Source organism: Actinomadura sp. KC345, assembly GCF_004348515.1.
GTDB lineage: Bacteria > Actinomycetota > Actinomycetes > Streptosporangiales > Streptosporangiaceae > Spirillospora.
In genome coordinates this window covers 1-17778 of sequence record NZ_SMKH01000044.1, presented here as the reverse complement: position 1 = coordinate 17778, position 17778 = coordinate 1, and the positions used below count along the sequence as shown (strand labels likewise).

The window sequence follows — 17778 nt, the reverse complement described above, 5'->3', positions numbered from 1 at the left end:
GCGCCCGCCGACCACGCCAGACCGCCCACCGACCGCCGACCACGCCACGGGACCCGACGTGCTGCTGACAGAACCCGGCATCTCCGCCGACGACGCCACCTCGACCGCGCTGCTGAACTGCCTGATCCGGGAGGTCTGCGCGCCCGAGCAGCAGGTGTGGGCGGACGGCGCGCACCTGGTGGCCCGCCTCCCCCGTGCGGGCGTGGAGCTGCGCACCGGCCTGGCCCGCCCTCCGGTCGGCCCCACCTACCGCCTGGCGCCGCCCTACGAGGAAAAGCGCGGGGACGAGTGGATCGCGGCCCCCTGGGACAGGCTGGCAAATCTCGTCGCCGGTGAGCTTGAGCTGGCCACCGGTCGCGCGAACCCGGAGTTCCTCACTCAGGTGGACGACAGCCACAGCGCCTTGTCCGCGATCCTCGCCGCACGAAGCGAGCCCTTGGACGACCCCTACATCGACTCGGAGCAGTCCCTTGTGACGGGGCACCGCTTTCATCCGTCCCCGAAGTCACGCCAGGGTTCACCGGCGGACTGGCTTCAGTACGCGCCTGAGGCGAGGGCGCGCTTCCGGCCCCACTGGCTGGCCGTCCCAGAGGAGGTCGTCGCTGAAGAAGGCCATCCGGAGGCTTTCGCGGAGCTGGAGGCGTACGGGCCTCCAGCTCCGTCCGGACGGAGGCTGCTCCCCGTCCACCCGTGGCAGTTCTCCCTGATGGCGGACAACCCCGTCCTCCAGGAGGCTTTGGCGCGGGGCGTGCTCCTCAACCTCGGCCCCTCCGACACCGAAGCGGCGCCCACGTCGTCCGTCCGCACGGTGTACGTGCCGGCCGCCGACGTGTTCTGCAAGTTCAGCCTGGACGTGCGCATCACCAACTGCGTCCGCAAGAACGCCTGGTACGAATTGGCCGGGGCGATAACCCTGAACGAGTTGGTGCCCCCCATCTTCACGGAGCTGAACTCCACATTTCTCGCTGAACCCGCCTACCGCAGCATCTCCCTGGCCGACCGCCGCCTGTACGAGGGCCTGGGCGTGATCCTGCGCCAGGGCGTCAAGGGCCTCCCGGGCACGCCGCTCCTGGCCGGTGCACTGGCCGACCCGTACAACACCTTCCTTGCGGACCTACCGGCTCTAGCGGAATCCGACAGTGCCCGAGCATGGTGGGACGCCTACGTGGCTCAGGTCGCTCCCCCGGTCCTGCGCGCCTACCTGGATCACGGAGTCGTCCTGGAGCCGCACCTCCAGAACGTGCTCATCTGCGTGGACACCCACGGCATGCCCGTCCACACGGCGTTCCGCGACCTGGAGGGCACAAAGCTCACTGCGGGCCACTGGGACCTGGCCCACCTCCCTGCGCGCGTTGCCGAAAGCCTCACCTACGCACCGGACCGGGGCTGGAACCGCGTCGTCTACTGCCTCGTCGTCAACCACCTGATCGAAATCGCGGCGGCGATAGCGGACCTGCATCCGTCCCTGGAACGAACGCTCTGGCAGACGGCGAGAAAGCATTTCGCCGCCCACGACCACCATCCTCAGGTGAGGGCGCTCCTGGCCGGGGTGCCGCTGCCGGCCAAGGCGAATCTCCGCACCCGCTGGTCCCGCACGGCCGACCGCGGCGCCACCTACGTCCCCGCTCCCAATCCGCTGGCCACGCCCCCGCCGCTATGAACGAACCGGCCGCCATGAACCAACCGACCGCCGTGAACGAACCGACCCTGCATGAATACGCCCTCGGCCTTCCGAGCCACCCGGCCTACATCTACGATCTCCGCGGGCTGGCGGCACACGCCGCCGAGATTCGCGCCGCCCTCCCCGGCACGGAACTGTTCTACGCCGCCAAGGCCAACCCGGACGCCGAGATACTCCGCACTTTGGCCCCGCACGTGGACGGCATAGAAGTCTCGTCCGGCGGTGAACTCACCCACGTCCGGGCAACTCTTCCCGACATTCGCATAGCGTTCGGCGGCCCAGGCAAGACCATCGAAGAACTGTCCCTGGCCCAGCACCTCGGCGTCGACCGCATCCATGTCGAGAGCCCCAGGGAACTGTCCCGCATTTCCGGACCGGCCGACATCCTCCTCAGGGCCAACCTGCCGCTCAAGACGCCGGACGCCGCACTCACCATGAGCGGGCCCTTCGGCATGGACGAGCCCGGCCTCGACGAATGCGCCCGCCACCTGGCCGGAACACCCGGCCTCGATCTCTGCGGCATTCACGTCCACCTCGCCTCCGGCCTGGACGCCCCGGCGATGCTCGATCTGGCCGCCCAGACAAGAGACTGGGCGCTCCCTTGGCTGGACGCTCACGGAGTAAGGGACCCCGAACTCAACATTGGCGGCGGCATGGCCGTCGACTACACCGCCCCGGACAGCCGATTCGACTGGCGAAGCTACGGCAAGGGCCTCCCCGCGAACCCCGTACTGCGCATCGAACCGGGTCGCGCCATGACGGCTTATCACGGCTGGTACGTCACCGACGTCCTGGACGTGAAAACCACCCGCGGTGAGACCTATGTGATCCTTCGCGGCGGCACCCATCATTTGAGGACCCCGGTGACGAAGGGCCACGACCAGCCCTTCGAAACCCTCACCGCGAACGGCCCGGAGATCCGCGCCACCCTGGTGGGCCAACTCTGCACCCCCAAGGACGTCTTCGCCCGCGACGTCCTCGTCCCGCGCCTGTCCCCCGGCGACATCATCGCGTTCACGATGGCCGGCGCCTACGCCTGGAACATCTCCCACCACGACTTCCTCATGCACCCGAAGCCGGCGTTCCACTACCTGCGTTGAAGCCAGCGGGCCAGGCGGCGGTCATGCCCGGACGGAGCCGTCCCAGCGCCAGGACGTCAGGCGGGGGCGTCCGGGGAGTTCCGCGCGGCCGGTGGCCCAGAGCAGCGTCGGCCACGGCTCCGTTCCCGCCGGGGCGTCCGGGAACAGCCGTCCGAGCACGCGGGAGCACAGGCCGGCGGGCGGCTCCCAGGGCAGGCCGAGCCCCTCCGCCACGTCATGGGTGTGGACGACGGTCTCCACGATGCCCATCGCGGCGAACCCCTCGGGGTCGGACGCACCGAACACGTGGTGGGCCCGTACGTCCGGAGGCGTGCAGCGCACCATCGCGACGAGGAACGCGCCACACGCCTCCAGCACCTGCAGAAGCCCGGCGGGCCCGGCCTCCCGATCCGCGTGCACGGCGTTCCTGGGGCCGCCGGGTCTCCGGCTCTCCCACACGAACGGCACTTCACCGTCCATGGGCGGAGTCCTCGGCCCCATCTGGGCGGCATAGGAGAAGAGGTCGTCGGCCAGATGCTCGACGGTCTCCCAGCAGTCCCATTCGAGCGTTCCGGCCTTGGCGTCCCAGGCGTCCGGCCGGGTCTCACGCAGGGCGGCGACGGCGAGCCGAACGGCCAGGTCGAGATCGTCCGCTGTCACGGCATCGGCGGGAGGCTGCATGATCCCGACGCTACCCGGAGCGTCGCCGGCCGGCCCGAACCGCCTCCTCCGGCCGGATCCGGCCGGATCCGGAGGGAACCGGGTGATCGTTCCGGCCATCGCAGTTCGCACGGCCGGCGGATACTGCCGCGCCGTGCCGTCCAGCGGAAGGTTCCGGTCGTGCTGCCCGAGACGAACCGATCACGCGCGCTCGCCGCCGGAGCCGTCCTCGTGGCGGTGGCCATGGTGGTCGTCCTGGTCAGGGCATGCGGCTCCGGGGGCCCGGACCTCGATCCGCTGCCGGACGGGGAGAAGCGGCCGGAACCCCTCTCGTTCAGCGGCAAGCCGATGTGGGACGAGCGGAAGCTCGGCATGGTGCGGGTCGCCGGGGCCGAGCTGCGCGGGGACGCCGCCGCCGTCGTCGCCGGCGACGTCGGCGGCATCGGCGGGGCCAGGCTGGCCGCGGCCGACGTGCGGACCGGGGCGCCGCGCTGGGTCGTGGACGCCGGCTCCCCGTTGAAGGGCGGTGACGGCGCCCAGGCCCATCAGGGCCACGGGTCCCGGGCGGAGCAACTGAGCGGCGTCACGGGCAAGCCGCTCCTGTACGGCGACGGCGACGACGACAGCGGCGACTGGACGGTTCTCGTCCAGTACTCGGAGGGTTCCCGGGGAGACGAGACCGAGATCGGGGTGGCGGCGCTGTCCGGCAAGGACGGCGCCGTGCGCTGGAAGCACGCGCTCATCCGTCCCGAGTCCGGCGACAAGGGCGACGACGACCGCGGGCAGAAGGTGCGGCTCCTCGCGGCGGACACGCGGGTCGTCCTCGCCAGTGTGGAAGGGGAAGAGGCCACCGAGCTGAGGACCGTGGCGCTGGACCCGGCGACCGGAGGCGAGCTGTGGCGGAACGAGGACGGCTGGGCGTACCGCTTCGCGGGCGGCCTGGTGCTCGGCGAGACGCGCGGCGACCGGCCTCCGCCCGCGCGATGGGACGCAGCGCGCAAGAATTCCGACGTCTTCGCGCTCGACGTCAGGACCGGCGCCAAGCGCTGGGACCTGAACGGCACGTTCGAGAGCTCCGATCTGGACGCCGTGGCCGGCGGGACGGCCGCCGTCACCGTGCGGGAGCGGAAACCGGGCCGGACGTACGAGGACCGGCGGACGGCACTGCTCGACGCCGCCACGGGCCGCGAGACCGCCCGGGACGGCGAGACCGGCTCGGACGGAGTCGCGACGGAGAACGACCGGCTCTGGGACTGCGCCGACGACGGGCGCACGCTGATCGCGTGCTCCGGTGCCGACGGGCGGCTCGTGACGGTCCGTCCCGGTGCGGGCGAAGACCCGTTCATCACGAAGAAGCCGCCGTTCGACGAGGACTCGATGGCTCAGGTCGGCCTGGTCTGGCGGGACCGGGTCTTCGTTCACGCGTCGTCCGGCGGCGACCGCCCCCTGCGGCGCGCCGCCGTCGACCGGGCGGGGAACCGGATCGGCGCGGCGCCGCGCGGCGAGGTCGCCGCGGTGTCGGAGAAGGCCGTCGCGTTCCGGGTGGACCGGAAGGGATCGTCCACGGACGGCGGGCTCGCCGTCCACGCCGCGGCGTTCGGCGCGGAACCGCCGGAGGCCAGCGCTTCGGCAAGGCCCGTGCTGAAGCCGCCCGGGATCGACGCGACGCCGCTGTGGACGGCGGTGACGAGCGCGGCGGCCGCGTCCGGCACGGTGCCGGGCTCGGCCGGGGACATGGGACTGACGACGGTCGAGGACGTCCGCCTCGCCGGCGGCGCGCTCGTCCTCACCGGGCGGGACGCCGAGGACGACGACCGCGACGAGCAGGTGGTCGTGGACGTGGAGAACGGGAAGGTGCGGTGGTCCGTCCGCGACGGCGCGTCGCTCGGCGGCGGCGCGGAGGCGACCTTCGTCGGCGTCTCCCCCGTCACGGGTCTGGGTGGTCCCCGCATCGTGGACATGGGCGGCGAGTGGCTGTCGTTCGTCGAGTACCGGGGCCCGGGCGGCGTCGAAGGCGTCGCGGCGCTCTCGCTCAAGGACGGAAGCGTCCGGTGGAAGAAGCAGGTCACGAGCGGGAACGGGTACGCGGCCCTGGAGGCGGCCGACCGCGAGACGTTCGCCGTCAGGGTGTCGGAGCGCGGCGCTGGGGACGAGACGGTCGTCTACGCGACCGGGTCCCGCAAGGACCTGTGGCGCAAGCGCGGGGTGACGCCCGAGAGCACCGGCGGCGGCCTCGTCCTCGCCGCCGAACCCGGCCCGCAAGGCCGGGCGCGGCGCGACCTCATCGCCTACGGCGCGTCGGACGGCGGGCTCCAATGGCGGCTCGGCGACCGGTACCGGGATCCGAGGCTGCTCCACGACGCGGGCGGCGAGACGGTCGTCATCGGCACCGCGGACGGCGGGGCCGTCCTCGACCGGGCCACGGGCCGCGAGCTGGCCCGGACGTACGTGCCCCTCGACCGGTGCGACGGCGACGGCGACACGCTGATCGTCTGCGAAGCGAACCCGGACGCCCCGGGCGGGAGCGCTTCGGCGCGCGCGGTGACGATCCAGACCCGCGACGGCGCCACGAAGATCCAGGACCTGCTGGAGACCGGGTTCCTCACCCGCTACGCGGCCTTCGGGAACTGGTTCGCCGCCCACCGCCCGGCGACGATCGGTCCCGGAGCCCAGGCGGGGCGCTTCCTCGTGTTCGACGGTGACGGCCGGCTGCTCTCGGACGACCTGCCGGGCATGCCCCAGGCCATCGGCGGCGGTTTCGCCGTCCTGAGCTCGTCCGAGATCATGCACGGGTTCGGCGGCGGGGTGGCGACCTTCACCGTCCACCGCGTCCGGGAATGAGGCGGACTCCGCCGCGCACGGGCGGTGTCTCCGGAACGGCGGCGGAATGTCGGTGGGCGCTGCGAGGCTGTGCCGTGCCTGACCGGTCCGGTCGGGGTTCGTGATCGTCCGTGCCGAGGTGCTGGAGGTCAATTGGACGCGGGCAATGCCGCGTGGGAGCGGCGGAGCGCGGTGAGGGTGGTACCGCCCGTCCAGCCGCGCAAGCTGGCGAAGGTCCCGTTCGTCGAGATGGCGGACGGGCGGTTGCAGGGGGTCGTGTCGAGCGGTTCGGACATCGCGCGGGTGTACGTGTCGTCGATCGCGTCCGGTACCCACGGCTTCAGCTGCAGCACCAACAACAACCGGCCGTGCGGCGGGCTGTCGGGGTCGTACCCGTGCAAGCACTTGCAAGCTCTCGTCAAGGAGGCCGTCCTGCAGTACGGGGTCGAGCGGGTCGCCCGGTACCTGAAGGCCGACGTGGACGAGGGCGGTGGCCTTCTCGCCGCCCTGGACGGGCGGAAGGAGCAGGCGCCGGCGGCCGTGGTGTTCAGCCGCTTCCTCCGGCACCTGGCCTACCTGGAGCTGCCGCCGGCGACGGCCCCGCTGGTCGAGATGCAGTGGTTCCCGGCCACGGGGGCGGTGCGCTGATGCTCGGGGTGCAGCTCGGTGAGCTGGTCGGCGGAACGCCGCCGGGGGTGGACGAGGCGCTCGGCATCGTCGCCGGGTTCGACGAGGCGCTCGCGCACGGGTTCGGGCGGCTCGGGGAGGAGCAGGCCGCGGCGCTGACCGCGCTCGCGGGGGCGCTGGCCGGGTCGCCGCTGGACGGCCCGGTCGCGGAGGCGGTCGAGAAGGTCGCGGCCGGGTCCGTCGCGGAGACGCATCTGGTCACGCTGGCGGGAGCGCGCACCGCGCTGTTCGGCGCCGTCCACGACGCCCTGGCGGGACGGCTCGACGCGGCTCTCGGACGCTCCCGGAGCGCGTGGGAGGACGCGGCGCCGGGCGCGGCCGAGGCCGCGAACCTGCTCGGCGGGTGCCGGTCGTGGCTCGCCGAGGTGGCCGTCGCGGGCTGGCGCGGCGTCGACCACGACCTGGTGTCGGCGTCCGACCAGGCGATCGAGGCGGTGCTGGCCGAGCCGCGGCTTCGGGGGCTGGGCGTCCTGCTGGACGGCCTGGCGGCCGAGCTCCGGGCGTCGTGCCCGGTGGCGACGATGGAGCGGCTGCCGGCGCGGCGCTGGGGCGACCTGTGGGCGCGCGGGATGCTGCTGTCCCAGCCGGGCGCGCCCGGCCACGCGGCCGAGACCGTGTCGGGGCGGCTGCTCGTCCTGGGGGTGGACGTCCATGAGCACGCGACGGCCGTCCAGGTGCAGGTCCACGCTCTGCTGGAGTCTGCGGGCGGGCAAGCCCGGATGGTGCGGATCAGCGTCGGCTCGGCCAAGGTCGACACCATCGTGGGTCCGGCCGTGTGGCGGCTGCTCGGCGACCACCCCGTCCTGCTCGGCGCACTCGCCGAGAAGCGGACCCTGGACGTCCAGGATCTGCCCCTCATCGGCGGGGACCTCATGTGGGACGACGGCCGGGCCAAGGCCGGCGACACCGCCGACCCGTTCGCCGCGGCCCGCGTCCAGCTCGGTGAGGCGCTCGCCCCGGCCGTCCCGCCCCTGGACCGCCATCCCGTGCGGATCGCCGAGCCCGTCCTGCTGGAGGGCTACGCGGTCGACGGAACGGACCTCGAACTGGACGGCCACACCCTGGAGATCGACCTGGAGCGGCTCCCGGCGAGCGGCCCGCTGACGTCCGAGCTCGTGGCGGCGTCGTCCGCGTGCATCGGACTCGTCAGATGGGACGGCCGCTGGACGATGCAGCCCCTCGCCGTCCAGGCGGCGGTCAGGAAGAAGCCGGTCGAGGCGCACAACGGCGACTGGGCGCTCGGCCCCACCGACCCGAAGGTCGTCAAGGCGGAGGCACGCGCGGGCGACGCCGTGGCGGTGCTGCGCGAGCGGGCGGGACGGTTGCTGCGCAAATGACCACCCAGGACTCACAGAACATGCAGGGAACCGGGTTCCGGAGCGCCGAGGCGAACAGGCGGCAGCTCCTTTACTGGCGGCTGTTGGCGCGCGTGTTCGATCCGGAGGAGCACCCGTCGCTGGAGTCGGCGAGCGTCGCCATCGTCGACGACCTGGACCTCCCGCCCGCGCTGCTCGACCCGGGCGTCTCGGTGGACAACCTCGTCCAGCGCTTCCCCGGCCTGGCCGCCGAGTTCGAGGCCCTCGCGAACCCCACCGGCCCCACCGGCGGTAGCGCCACGGACGGTGACACCCCGACCGGCGCGACGGGAAGCGACAGGGCGGACGGCGACCCCGCGAACGGGGCCGCCACCGGCGGTGACACGGCGGGCGGTGACACGGCGGGCGGTGACACGGCGGGCGGTGACACGGCGGGCGGTGCGGGGTCGGAGGAGGTGCGGCGGGCGGCGCTGATCTCGAAGTTGCTGCTCAACACGTTCCAGACCGGGAGCGGCAGTGTGACCGCGGGGCAGCTCGGAGCCTGGCAGAAGGACGCCGGATGGTTGAAGGCTGCGCTCGGCGAGGAGGGCGCGGGCGAGGTGAAGGGCGTCCTGGCGGGCCTGGAAGGCGATCTCGTCGGCCGGATGCGGCTGCGGGAGGTGCTGGCCGACCCGAAGCTGGCGAGCCGGCTGACGCCGAGCATGTCGCTGATCGAGCAGCTGCTGCGCGACAAGGCGAACCTGTCGGGGGTGGCGCTGGCGAACGCCAAGTCGCTGATCCGCAGGTACGTCGACGAGGTCGCGGAGGTGCTGCGGACGCAGGTCCAGCAGACGAGCGCGGGCACCGTCGACCGGTCGGTGCCGCCGAAGCGGGTGTTCCGCAACCTCGACCTCGACCGGACGATCTGGAAGAACCTCACGAACTGGAGCCCGGAGGACGAGCGCCTCTACGTGGACAAGCTGTTCTACCGGCACACCGCCAAGCGCACGACCCCCGCGAAGATGATCGTGGTCGTGGACCAGTCGGGGTCGATGGTCGACTCGATGGTGAACTGCACGATCCTCGCGTCCATCTTCGCGGGGCTGCCGAAGGTGGACGTCCATCTGATCGCCTTCGACACGCGGGCGATCGACCTGACGCCGTGGGTGAACGACCCGTTCGAGGTGCTCCTGCGGACGAACCTCGGCGGCGGCAACGACGGCCCGGTCGCGATGGAGATGGCCCGGCCGAAGATCACCGATCCGCGCAACACGGTGATGGTGTGGATCTCCGACTTCTACGAGTTCGGCCGTTCGCAGGCGCTGTACGCCGGCATCGAGGCGGTGCACAGGTCCGGGGTGAAGTTCATCCCCGTCGGCTCGGTGAACAGCTCCGGGACCCAGATCGTCGAGCCGTGGTTCCGGCAGCGCTTCAAGAACCTCGGCACGCCCGTGATCTCCGGGAAGATCCAGAAGCTCGTGTTCGAGCTGAAGAACTTCCTCGCATAGCACTCCCCCGCAAACCCTCATGGACCACGCTGCGGCCCATGCCGGCCGCATGCTGAAAGGCAGGCGACGATGACCGACGAGATGCTCCGCGCCCCGGCCGAGGTGAAGTACGCCGAGGAGCTGGACTGGCTGGAGTCGATCGACGACGGGCCCAAGCCGTTCGCGTGGCGGCTCAGCCCGAAGATGGTGCGGCTGTTCGTGCTCGGGTCCGAGCGGTCGGACGGCCTGGAGCGGGAGATCCCGCAGAAGTGGTTCGGCGACCGCAGCTTCGTCGAGCGCAGCATCGTGACGCTGGCCTCCGACCGGGGGCTGCTGCTGATCGGCGACCCGGGCACCGGGAAGAGCTGGCTCGCCGAGCTGCTGTCGGCCGCGATCTGCCGGAACTCGACGCTGGTCGTGCAGGGCACGGCGGGCACCACCGAGGACCACATCAAGTACTCGTGGAACGTGTCCATGGTGATCGCGAAGGGGCAGTCCCGGGACTCGATGATCCCCTCACCGATCATGACGGCGATGGAGTCGGGGGTGATCGGGCGGTTCGAGGAGCTGACCCGCTCGACCAGCGACGTCCAGGACGCGTTGATCTCCATCCTGTCGGAGAAGTACGTGTCGATCCCGGAGCTGGACGACGACAACATCGTGTTCGCCCAGCCCGGATTCTCGATCATCGCGACGGCCAACAGCCGGGACCGGGGCGTCAACGACCTGTCGTCGGCGCTGAAGCGGCGGTTCAACTTCGTCCGCATCCCGGTGGTGACGAACAAGCGCAGCGAGGCGGAGATCGTCCGGTTCCGCACGTCGGAGCTGCTGCGCCGGCACGAGATCGAGCTGGAGCTGCCGCCGACGCTGCTGGACGTCCTGCTGCAGAGCTTCGCCGACCTGCGCGCCGCCGCCGCGTCCGCCACGAGCGACGACGAGAAGCTCGAATCGGCGCTGTCGACCGCGGAGCAGATCGGCGTCCTGGAGGACGCGATCCTGCACAGCCAGTTCTTCGGTGACCGGACGCTGCGGCCCGAGACGCTCGGCAGCTCCCTCGTCGGGTCGCTGGCGCGCCGCACCCCCGAGGACCTCGCGATCCTGAACAAGTTCTGGCACGGCGTCATCGAGCCGCGCAGCAAGAAGGACGGGGAGGACGGGCCATGGCAGGGCTTCCTGGAGGGCGGCCGCGACGCGATCTCGACCCTGTCGTGAGCGGCCCGGCCGCGACCGCGGGTGTCTTCGCGGAACTCCGGGAGCAGCTGACCGGCGCCGCGCGCGAGTTCGGCGGGGACGCGGTGTCGGGGATCCTCTCGGGACTGGTGGACGACGTCGACCGGGCGCTGCGGGAGGAGCTGGAGATCTTCCCCGTGTGCCACCACTCCCCCGCGTCGGCGCTGGCGATGGCGCGGCGGCTGCGCGAGAAACGGCCCTCGGTCGTCTACCTGGAGCTTTGCGAGGACCTCGCGCCGCTGCTCGACGAACTGCGGAACTGCCGGCTGCCGGTGGCGTTGCAGGCGTTCGCCGGCGAGCTGGACGGCCTCCCGGACGCGTGGGCGCCGCTCAGCGTGGTCGCGCCGATCACCGAGGCGTCCGCGGAGTACCAGGCCATCTCCTACGCCCTGGACACGCCGGGGGTCGAGCTGGTCCTCGTCGACCGCTCCAGCGACCACGTCTTCCAGTGGGACCCGCGCAGGGAGACCGCGGACGGCGCCGGGCACGAAACCGGGAACGCGGAGAAGGCGGAGAAGGCCGCGGACGACGACGGGGCCCTGCACGGGGACTCCGTGGGCGTCGAGATCGGGGATCTCCGTCCCCGGTTCGCCGAACTGGAGGCGCATCTGCTGCATCACGGGAAGGTGCGGCACTGGTCGGAATGGTGGGACCAGTACGTCGAGCAGCCCCTCACCGGCGCCGGCTACGACACCTACCGGCAGGTCATGGTGCTGATCGGCAGCCTGTTCCGGCGGCTGCGGCCGGAGGGCGACGAGCGGCACGAGCTGGACGAGAACCGGGAGCGGTACATGTGGACCCGGATGCGCGAGCATCTGGCCGCGACCGGGACCGACCCGTCCGCATGCCTGTACGTGTGCGGGGCGTTCCACGCGGCCAGCCGCGTCGAGCAGTTCGGGCTGGCGTCGGAGGCGGAGCCCTTCGACATCACGCCCCGAACGGGGACGCGCTGGCAGTACGGGCTGATCCCGTCCAGCCATTCGGCCATCGAGGCGCAGTTCGGGCTGGCGTCCGGTTCGGTGTCGATCGCGGCGGCGACCTGGGCGAAGGCCGTCAAGCGGAGCGGGGTGAAGCCGTTCCGCCTGGAAGGCCGGAACGGCGCCGCGAAACCGGCGAAGGGCCCGGTCAAGGGCACGAAGCCCGGCCCCGGCGAGGACCCGCCGGCCGCGGACCGGCTCTCGGGGTTCCTGGCGAGCCCGCCGGCGCTGGACGACCTGGACGAGGCGGAGCTGCTCGGCTGGTGCGTCGACATCGTCCGGCTGGCGCGACGCAACGGGTACATGGCGAGCACCGCCGACGCCATCGCGGTGTTCGAGACGTCCGTCCTCCTCGCGGGGATGCGGGGACGGGCGCGCCCGACGCCGTACGACTTCCAGGACGCCGCGATCACCTGCATCGAGAAGGACGCGGTGCCGGGACGGCGCGACGTGCGGCGGCTGTGCGAGATCCTCCTCGGCGGCGACCGGATCGGCCAGGTCGGCTACGCGTCGCTGCCGCCGCTGGCCCGCGACGTCCTCGACCGGCTGGAGCCGCTGGGCCTCGACCTGGAGAAGCGCACGATCCAGCGGGCGCTGCTCGACCTGAACGCCGCCCCCGACCTGGTGCCGTGCTCGGATCTGCTGTGGGTGCTGCGGCGGCTGCTGCCGGAGGACGCGGTCAGGCCGATCATGGGTTCGCGGACGCTGGGCGAGCGGTCGATCCAGGAGAGCTGGGACCTCGCGATCGGCCGGAACCAGCGGGCGCTGGTCGAGCTGGGGTACGAGGGCGTCACGGTCGAGCAGGTCCTGGAGCAGCGGCTCCGCCGCGCGGTGCACGATCCGAAGGCCACCGCCGCCGTCGCGCTGCGGGCGGTGGAGGACGCCGTCCTCTACCTGGGCGGACGCCGGATCGCCGACGAGCTGGGCGCGCGGGCGGTGGAGCTGCTGGCCGCCGAGCGGACCGTGGACGACGCGCCCGAGGTGCTGCGGCGGATACGGCGGCTGCTCGCGCACTACCGCGCGACCGAACCGGAACTGCCCGGCTGGTGCCGGTCGTTCGTCACGGCCGGCTACGCGCACTACTGCACGCTGCTCCCGACGGCGTTCCTGGACGAGGACGCCGGGGTCCGGCAGGTCGCGGCGATGCTCGGGTTCCTGTTCGGGATGGAGAGCCTGGCCCTGTCGCTGGGCTGCGACCACGCGCAGCTCGAACTGGCCGTCCGGCAGTCGCATCCGGAGGCGCCCGCGAAGGTGGCGCTGCTGTGGGCGGCGACGTCGCAGCTCGGCCTGATGCCGCTCGCGGAGCTGCGGGGACGGTGCGACGAGCTGCTCGCCAACCCGCTGGTCGTCCCGGCGTTCCCGCATTACATGAGCGGTTTCGTCCAGGCGCTGGAACCGGCGCCGACGCTGGCGCCGCTGGTGGTGGAGGTGATGTCGAAGGCGTTCGCGCGGCTGCCCGACGAGGTCCTGCTCCCGTGGCTGCCGCAGCTGATCACGACGCTGCGCGAGCACGCGCGGGAGCTGGTGCCGGTGCTCGTCCGCGAGGCGGCCCGCACGTTCCCGGCGACCCTGGACGCGGTGGACTCCTGGGTGCCGCCCTGGGAGCGGTCCGCCCCGCCGGCCGCACACGCGGCCCCGGCGGCGCCCGGCCCCGTCTCCACCCTGCTGGTCGGAAACCCCGCCGCATGCGACGCGGTGGCGACGCTGCTGGGACATCCCGCCGAGTGGACGGCGACCGCGGACGACGCCTACCAGGAGGTGGTGGCGCTGGTCGGACGGCATTCGGGGAGCCCGGACGCCGTCGCGGCGCTCTTGGCCGTCTGACCCGGTGGCCGGGACCGGCCGCACTCGGAGGAGACGAGATCGAACAAGATTCTACCCTTCGGTCATCTCAATCGTTGCGGCCGGTCGACGGCTTCGGCACGCCCACGGGCGTGCGGCCGGTCTCGTGGTGCACGCGGCCGCCGTCGGCGCCACGCCGGCCGAGCCGAGCGGGCCGGGCGCGCCGGCGGTGAAGCCGCCCCGGATCGACGCTGCCCCGCTGTGGACGGCCGGCGCCGGTGAGACCACCCCGGTGGATCCCGCCGCCGAGGACACCGCTCTCCGCTCGCTGGAGGCCATCGAGCTCGCCGGGGACGCGGTCGTCTACACCGGCCTGGACCGCGAGGACGACGACGTCGCGAGACTGGTCGTCGCCGACGCCCGGAACGGCAAGGAGCGGTTCCTCCTGCTCGACGGCGAGGGAAGGCGGCTCTCCGACACCCTGCCGGGCAGGCCCAGGGCCATCGGGGGGGCTTCGCCGTCCTCACTCCGTCCGAGGTCGTTCACAGTCTCGGCAACGTCGGGGTTCCGAGTTTCACCGTCCACCGCGTCCGAGGCTGAGGGCATGGCCCGCCTGCACCGGCGGAGGGCGGGCCTGGGAGTCACCGCGACACTTCGCATCGGAGAGACCACGGATGGCGACGGTGCGCAGGGTGGAGTGAGTTCGTTGCGTGCGCGCAAGCGGCGGTGACCGGGGGGTGCTCGCTGCGTCAGAGTGTGTGTCGTCTCACTTCCACGTCCGAATCCGACCAGGCCGAAGAACACATGTTCGCTTACAGCCCGACCCTGAGACGTGAAGCCAACGCCGCCATGAACCCATCAGACGCGTGGTCCGGTGCGCCCGTGATCGTCCCGGCGTCCGCACCCTCGCTGGAACTCGGAATCCCGTCCGCCTGGAGCAACGGAAAGTCGACCGGGCGCCTCATCGGCGAGATCGACCTCGCCGCGACACCGGCCGCCGTGCGGCTCGCGAGGTCCTATGTCAGGGAGCTCGTCGGGCAGCACTTCGGCGCCGACCGGTCAGAGCTCGCCGACCTGGAGCTGCTGACCAGCGAGGCCGTGACGAACTCGGTGCTGCACGCCCGGCCGCGCCGGGACGGGAACATCACGCTGTCGGTCCTGCACATCGACCGGTACGTGCGGGTCGAGGTCGCCGACGGCGGCGCCGCGCCCGGACGGCCGCGCGAGGCGGACGACCCGCTGCCCGTGCACGGGCGCGGGCTCGCCCTGATGAGGGCGCTCGCCACCGACTTCGGCACCGGCCGGGGCAGGAACCGGACGGCCGTCTTCTGGTTCGGGGTGGGCGTCCGGGAAGGATGGCGGCTGCCGTGACCCCGGCGCCGGCGCCGCGCGGGTGCCCGATCGCGGGACGGCTCGTCCAGGCGAACAGGGGCTTCCTGGACCACGCCGCGACCCGGCCCGCCGGCGGCGCCGGGCTCCGGCGGCCCGCCGGCATCCGGTGCGGGCTCCGGCGCCCCGGCGGCACCGGGTGCACGCCGGGACGCGACCCGGGGTGACGGCGCGCGATGCGAACCGCTCCTCCGCCCTCCGCTGAGCCGTCCCCCACGGGGCCGCCCGGGATGCTCGGCCCCCATGGTGACGAGACGGCCACATCCGTGAACCGCCGGCCCCCGTCCCGCGGCGCTTCGCTACGATCGGGGCGTCAGCGGATGCCAGATCTGGGGCGAGCGATGGCAGCGGACGGCGAGCCGAAGTCCCTCTCCGAGATCACCAAGGACATGGGGCTCAACATGTCCGATGTGGCCGCCTTCTCGGGGCTCGACGAGAGCACGATCTTCCGGCTGTGGGACAACACCGGATGGCTCGACCGGGTCAGCGGGCGGTCGCTGCAGAGCCTCATGTCGTCGGTCCCGGGGATCGCGGAGTACTCGATGGCGCACGCCGTCCGGAAGAGGCGCGACGTGCTCGTCACCGACCTGCACGGCGAGGGCCTCGCGGTCGACCTCGCCGCCTTCGAGGCCTCGGACGTCGCGCAGCAGCACCTGCTGAACGCGCTGGAGGCCGCCCTGCACATCGTGCGCGGCGAGGCGACGCAGAAGACCTCCTCCTTCATCGCCCGGTTCTGGGGACGCGAGCAGGACCGCGCGCTCGAGACGCTCTACTCCACCGAGGCGGGCAACGGCCTCCTCGACGATCCGCAGGCGCTGTTCGACTCGTCGATCGACCTGGCTCCCCGCCTGAACCGCAAGACCTACTCGTTCCATTCGATCCTCGCGCTCAACATCCTCACGCACCAGGTCAGCAAGGTGACGGGGACGCTGGAGGCCGACCTCGGCTTCGTGGTCCCCGGACGCCAGGCCGCGTTCATGATGCGCGGCGTCGTCATGGGATCCCTCATCAGCTCCGACGACATCGAGCTCGCGGAAAGGTACCGCAAGGAGCTCGACACGACGCCCGTGTACGCGGCCCTGGAGGAATGGTCGTTCCCGACCTACACCAGAGACGGCCGCATCAGCAGCGACTTCACGCTGCCGAGCGCGCTGTCGCTGCGCAACACGGCCACCGAGGTGCTGCGCGAGATCGCGGAGTACAACGACGCCTACCTGTACTACCTGGTGTCGACGTACATTCCGCTGGCGCTGAAACGCGATCCCGCGTTCGGTGGAAAGATCACCGAGCTGATCCGGGCCATCGAGCTGCGCGCGGCCGACTGCCGGGACAAGAGGGTCAGACAGACCTGCAACACGCTGGTTCGGCGGCTCAAGGGCGTCGCCTGAACCGGGCGCGGAGAATGGGGAGCCGGTGGAGGACACGGCGCAAGCCATCGCGAATCTGACACGGGAGAGATGGGAGGCCAACGCACAGTACTGGGTCAAGGTCATCAGGGAGCGCCGGGACCGGTACCGGACCGATCTCACCGACCGCGCCATCTTCGACGCCATCGGCCCGTGCGAGGGGCAGCGCGTCCTCGACGCGGGCTGCGGCGAGGGGTACATCGCCCGCACGCTCGCCTCACGGGGGGCGGACGTCACCGGCGTCGACGTCTCCCAGGGCCTGATCGACGCGGCCTCCGCCCACCCCTCGCCGGAGGGCACGGCCACCTTCATGCGCGCCAGCGTCGAGGACCTGCCGTTCGAGGACGACTCCTTCGACCTGATCGTCTGCAACCACCTGTTCAGCCACCTGCAGGACCCGACCGGCGCGTTCGGCGAGTTCTCGCGCGTCCTGCGCAGCGGCGGCCGGGTGGTCCTGCTGACCCTGCACCCGTGCTTCTACGTGGAGAACTCCGAGCACGGCGCGATGAACAGCGTCCCGGCGACGCGGTACTTCGCGTCGCGCGGGATCGACCAGCGGTTCCTGGTGGACGGCCTCGAATCCCCTTCGATGATCACCTCGTGGCTCCGGCCGCTGGAGTTCTACGCTGGAACGCTCCGCGATTCCGGCTTCGTCATCGCGGACCTGCGCGAGCCGCACCCCACGCAGGAGCAGATGCGGGACGACCCCTGGTGGCGCACGGGCTTCCCGACCGCGCTGTTCATGCTCCTGATCGCGGAGCGCCGCTGACCGCGCCGGCCCGGCAGGCGTGCCCTAAGGTCGTCGCATGGACCCCGTGTCACCGGAGAACGTGCCGCCGGACCTGGCCGGACATCCGGACAGGCTCCGGTGGAACGCCAAGTACGGGGACGCTTCGCGACTGTCGTCCGTCCATCCGCTGGCCGAGCGGGCACTGTCCGAGGGCCTCCCGGACGGCGAGGTGCTCGATCTCGCGTCCGGGCCCTCCGGGAGCGCCCTGCTCGCCGCCGCGGCCGGGCGTGCGGTCACCGCCGTGGACGTGTCCGAGGTCGCCCTCGGACGGCTCGGCGCGGAGGCGCGGCGGCGCGGACTCGACCGGCTGGTCACGCTCGTCCAGGCCGATCTCGGCGACTGGCGGCCGACCCCGCCGGGGTATGCGCTCGTGCTGTGCACCGGCTTCTGGGACCGCGCCGTGTTCGGCCGGGCGGCCGGGGCGGTCCTGCCGGGCGGACTGCTGGCGTGGGAGGCGTTCACCGAGGACGCCCGCCGCGACCGCCCCCACCTGCC

15 protein-coding genes are annotated in these 17778 nt (G+C 72.2%); 14 read left to right on the top strand and 1 reads right to left on the bottom strand.

The features are described 5' to 3' along the window. The first annotated feature begins 58 nt into the window (after positions 1–58). Both E1281_RS10345 and E1281_RS10340 read left to right on the top strand, forming a co-directional pair. A complete protein-coding gene (locus tag E1281_RS10345; RefSeq protein WP_131877064.1) occupies positions 59–1660 on the top strand; it encodes an IucA/IucC family protein in 1602 nt (533 codons plus the stop codon). Between the two features lie 14 nt (positions 1661–1674). Beyond that, positions 1675–2781: an alanine racemase gene (locus E1281_RS10340; protein WP_131877063.1), complete on the top strand. Its 1107-nt coding sequence runs from the start codon at positions 1675–1677 to the stop codon at positions 2779–2781. Between the two features lie 21 nt (positions 2782–2802). On the opposite strand, the gene E1281_RS10335 is transcribed toward E1281_RS10340, so the two are convergent. After that, positions 2803–3441 carry a maleylpyruvate isomerase N-terminal domain-containing protein gene (locus E1281_RS10335; protein ID WP_131877062.1) on the bottom strand — a complete coding sequence of 213 codons (639 nt, stop codon included), beginning with the start codon at positions 3439–3441 and terminating at the stop codon, positions 2803–2805. Between the two features lie 159 nt (positions 3442–3600). On the opposite strand from E1281_RS10335, the gene E1281_RS10330 reads away from it, so the two are divergent. The 12 genes from E1281_RS10330 to E1281_RS10275 all read left to right on the top strand — a co-directional run. Beyond that, complete coding sequence (locus tag E1281_RS10330) at positions 3601–6261, top strand: PQQ-binding-like beta-propeller repeat protein (protein ID WP_131877061.1); 2661 nt, start codon at positions 3601–3603, stop codon at positions 6259–6261. Between the two features lie 171 nt (positions 6262–6432). Next, positions 6433–6888, top strand: coding sequence for a hypothetical protein (locus E1281_RS10325; RefSeq protein ID WP_347813277.1), 456 nt, complete (start codon positions 6433–6435; stop codon positions 6886–6888). Further along, entirely contained in the window at positions 6888–8264 is a 1377-nt protein-coding gene (locus tag E1281_RS10320; protein WP_131877059.1) for a hypothetical protein, read from the top strand. Before E1281_RS10325 ends, E1281_RS10320 begins: the two co-directional genes overlap by 1 nt. After that, positions 8261–9730, top strand: coding sequence for a VWA domain-containing protein (locus tag E1281_RS10315; protein WP_131877058.1), 1470 nt, complete (start codon positions 8261–8263; stop codon positions 9728–9730). Before E1281_RS10320 ends, E1281_RS10315 begins: the two co-directional genes overlap by 4 nt. 69 nt (positions 9731–9799) lie before the next feature. Beyond that, complete coding sequence (locus E1281_RS10310; RefSeq protein WP_131877057.1) at positions 9800–10921, top strand: AAA family ATPase; 1122 nt, start codon at positions 9800–9802, stop codon at positions 10919–10921. Then, positions 10870–13740: a DUF5682 family protein gene (locus tag E1281_RS10305; RefSeq protein ID WP_243716798.1), complete on the top strand. Its 2871-nt coding sequence runs from the start codon at positions 10870–10872 to the stop codon at positions 13738–13740. The genes E1281_RS10310 and E1281_RS10305 overlap by 52 nt, the downstream gene beginning before the upstream one ends. Before the next feature lie 127 nt (positions 13741–13867). Next, positions 13868–14428, top strand: a complete 561-nt coding sequence (locus tag E1281_RS10300) for a hypothetical protein (RefSeq protein WP_131877055.1) — start codon at positions 13868–13870, stop codon at positions 14426–14428. Positions 14429–14547: 119 nt separating this feature from the next. Next, positions 14548–15069 carry an ATP-binding protein gene (locus E1281_RS10295; protein WP_165958859.1) on the top strand — a complete coding sequence of 174 codons (522 nt, stop codon included), beginning with the start codon at positions 14548–14550 and terminating at the stop codon, positions 15067–15069. Further along, positions 15066–15254 carry a hypothetical protein gene (locus E1281_RS10290; protein WP_131877053.1) on the top strand — a complete coding sequence of 63 codons (189 nt, stop codon included), beginning with the start codon at positions 15066–15068 and terminating at the stop codon, positions 15252–15254. Before E1281_RS10295 ends, E1281_RS10290 begins: the two co-directional genes overlap by 4 nt. Before the next feature lie 174 nt (positions 15255–15428). Next, positions 15429–16475 (top strand): hypothetical protein, encoded by a 1047-nt coding sequence (locus tag E1281_RS10285; protein ID WP_131877052.1) that lies wholly within the window; start codon positions 15429–15431, stop codon positions 16473–16475. A 25-nt stretch (positions 16476–16500) separates the two neighbouring features. Further along, entirely contained in the window at positions 16501–17262 is a 762-nt protein-coding gene (locus E1281_RS10280; protein WP_131877051.1) for a class I SAM-dependent methyltransferase, read from the top strand. Positions 17263–17299: 37 nt separating this feature from the next. Continuing rightward, positions 17300–17778: methyltransferase domain-containing protein (locus E1281_RS10275; protein WP_131877050.1), on the top strand; the 479-nt coding region annotated here is incomplete at its 3' end.

Excerpts from the sequence above, each read along its gene's own strand:
- E1281_RS10340 (WP_131877063.1), top strand. The coding sequence starts at position 1,675 with ATGAACCAACCGACCGCCGTGAACGAACCGACCCTGCATGAATACGCC.
- E1281_RS10335 (WP_131877062.1), bottom strand. The coding sequence starts at position 3,441 with ATGCAGCCTCCCGCCGATGCCGTGACAGCGGACGATCTCGACCTGGCC.
- E1281_RS10320 (WP_131877059.1), top strand. The coding sequence starts at position 6,888 with ATGCTCGGGGTGCAGCTCGGTGAGCTGGTCGGCGGAACGCCGCCGGGG.
- E1281_RS10315 (WP_131877058.1), top strand. The coding sequence starts at position 8,261 with ATGACCACCCAGGACTCACAGAACATGCAGGGAACCGGGTTCCGGAGC.
- E1281_RS10310 (WP_131877057.1), top strand. The coding sequence starts at position 9,800 with ATGACCGACGAGATGCTCCGCGCCCCGGCCGAGGTGAAGTACGCCGAG.
- E1281_RS10305 (WP_243716798.1), top strand. The coding sequence starts at position 10,870 with ATGGCAGGGCTTCCTGGAGGGCGGCCGCGACGCGATCTCGACCCTGTC.
- E1281_RS10295 (WP_165958859.1), top strand. The coding sequence starts at position 14,548 with ATGAACCCATCAGACGCGTGGTCCGGTGCGCCCGTGATCGTCCCGGCG.
- E1281_RS10285 (WP_131877052.1), top strand. The coding sequence starts at position 15,429 with ATGGCAGCGGACGGCGAGCCGAAGTCCCTCTCCGAGATCACCAAGGAC.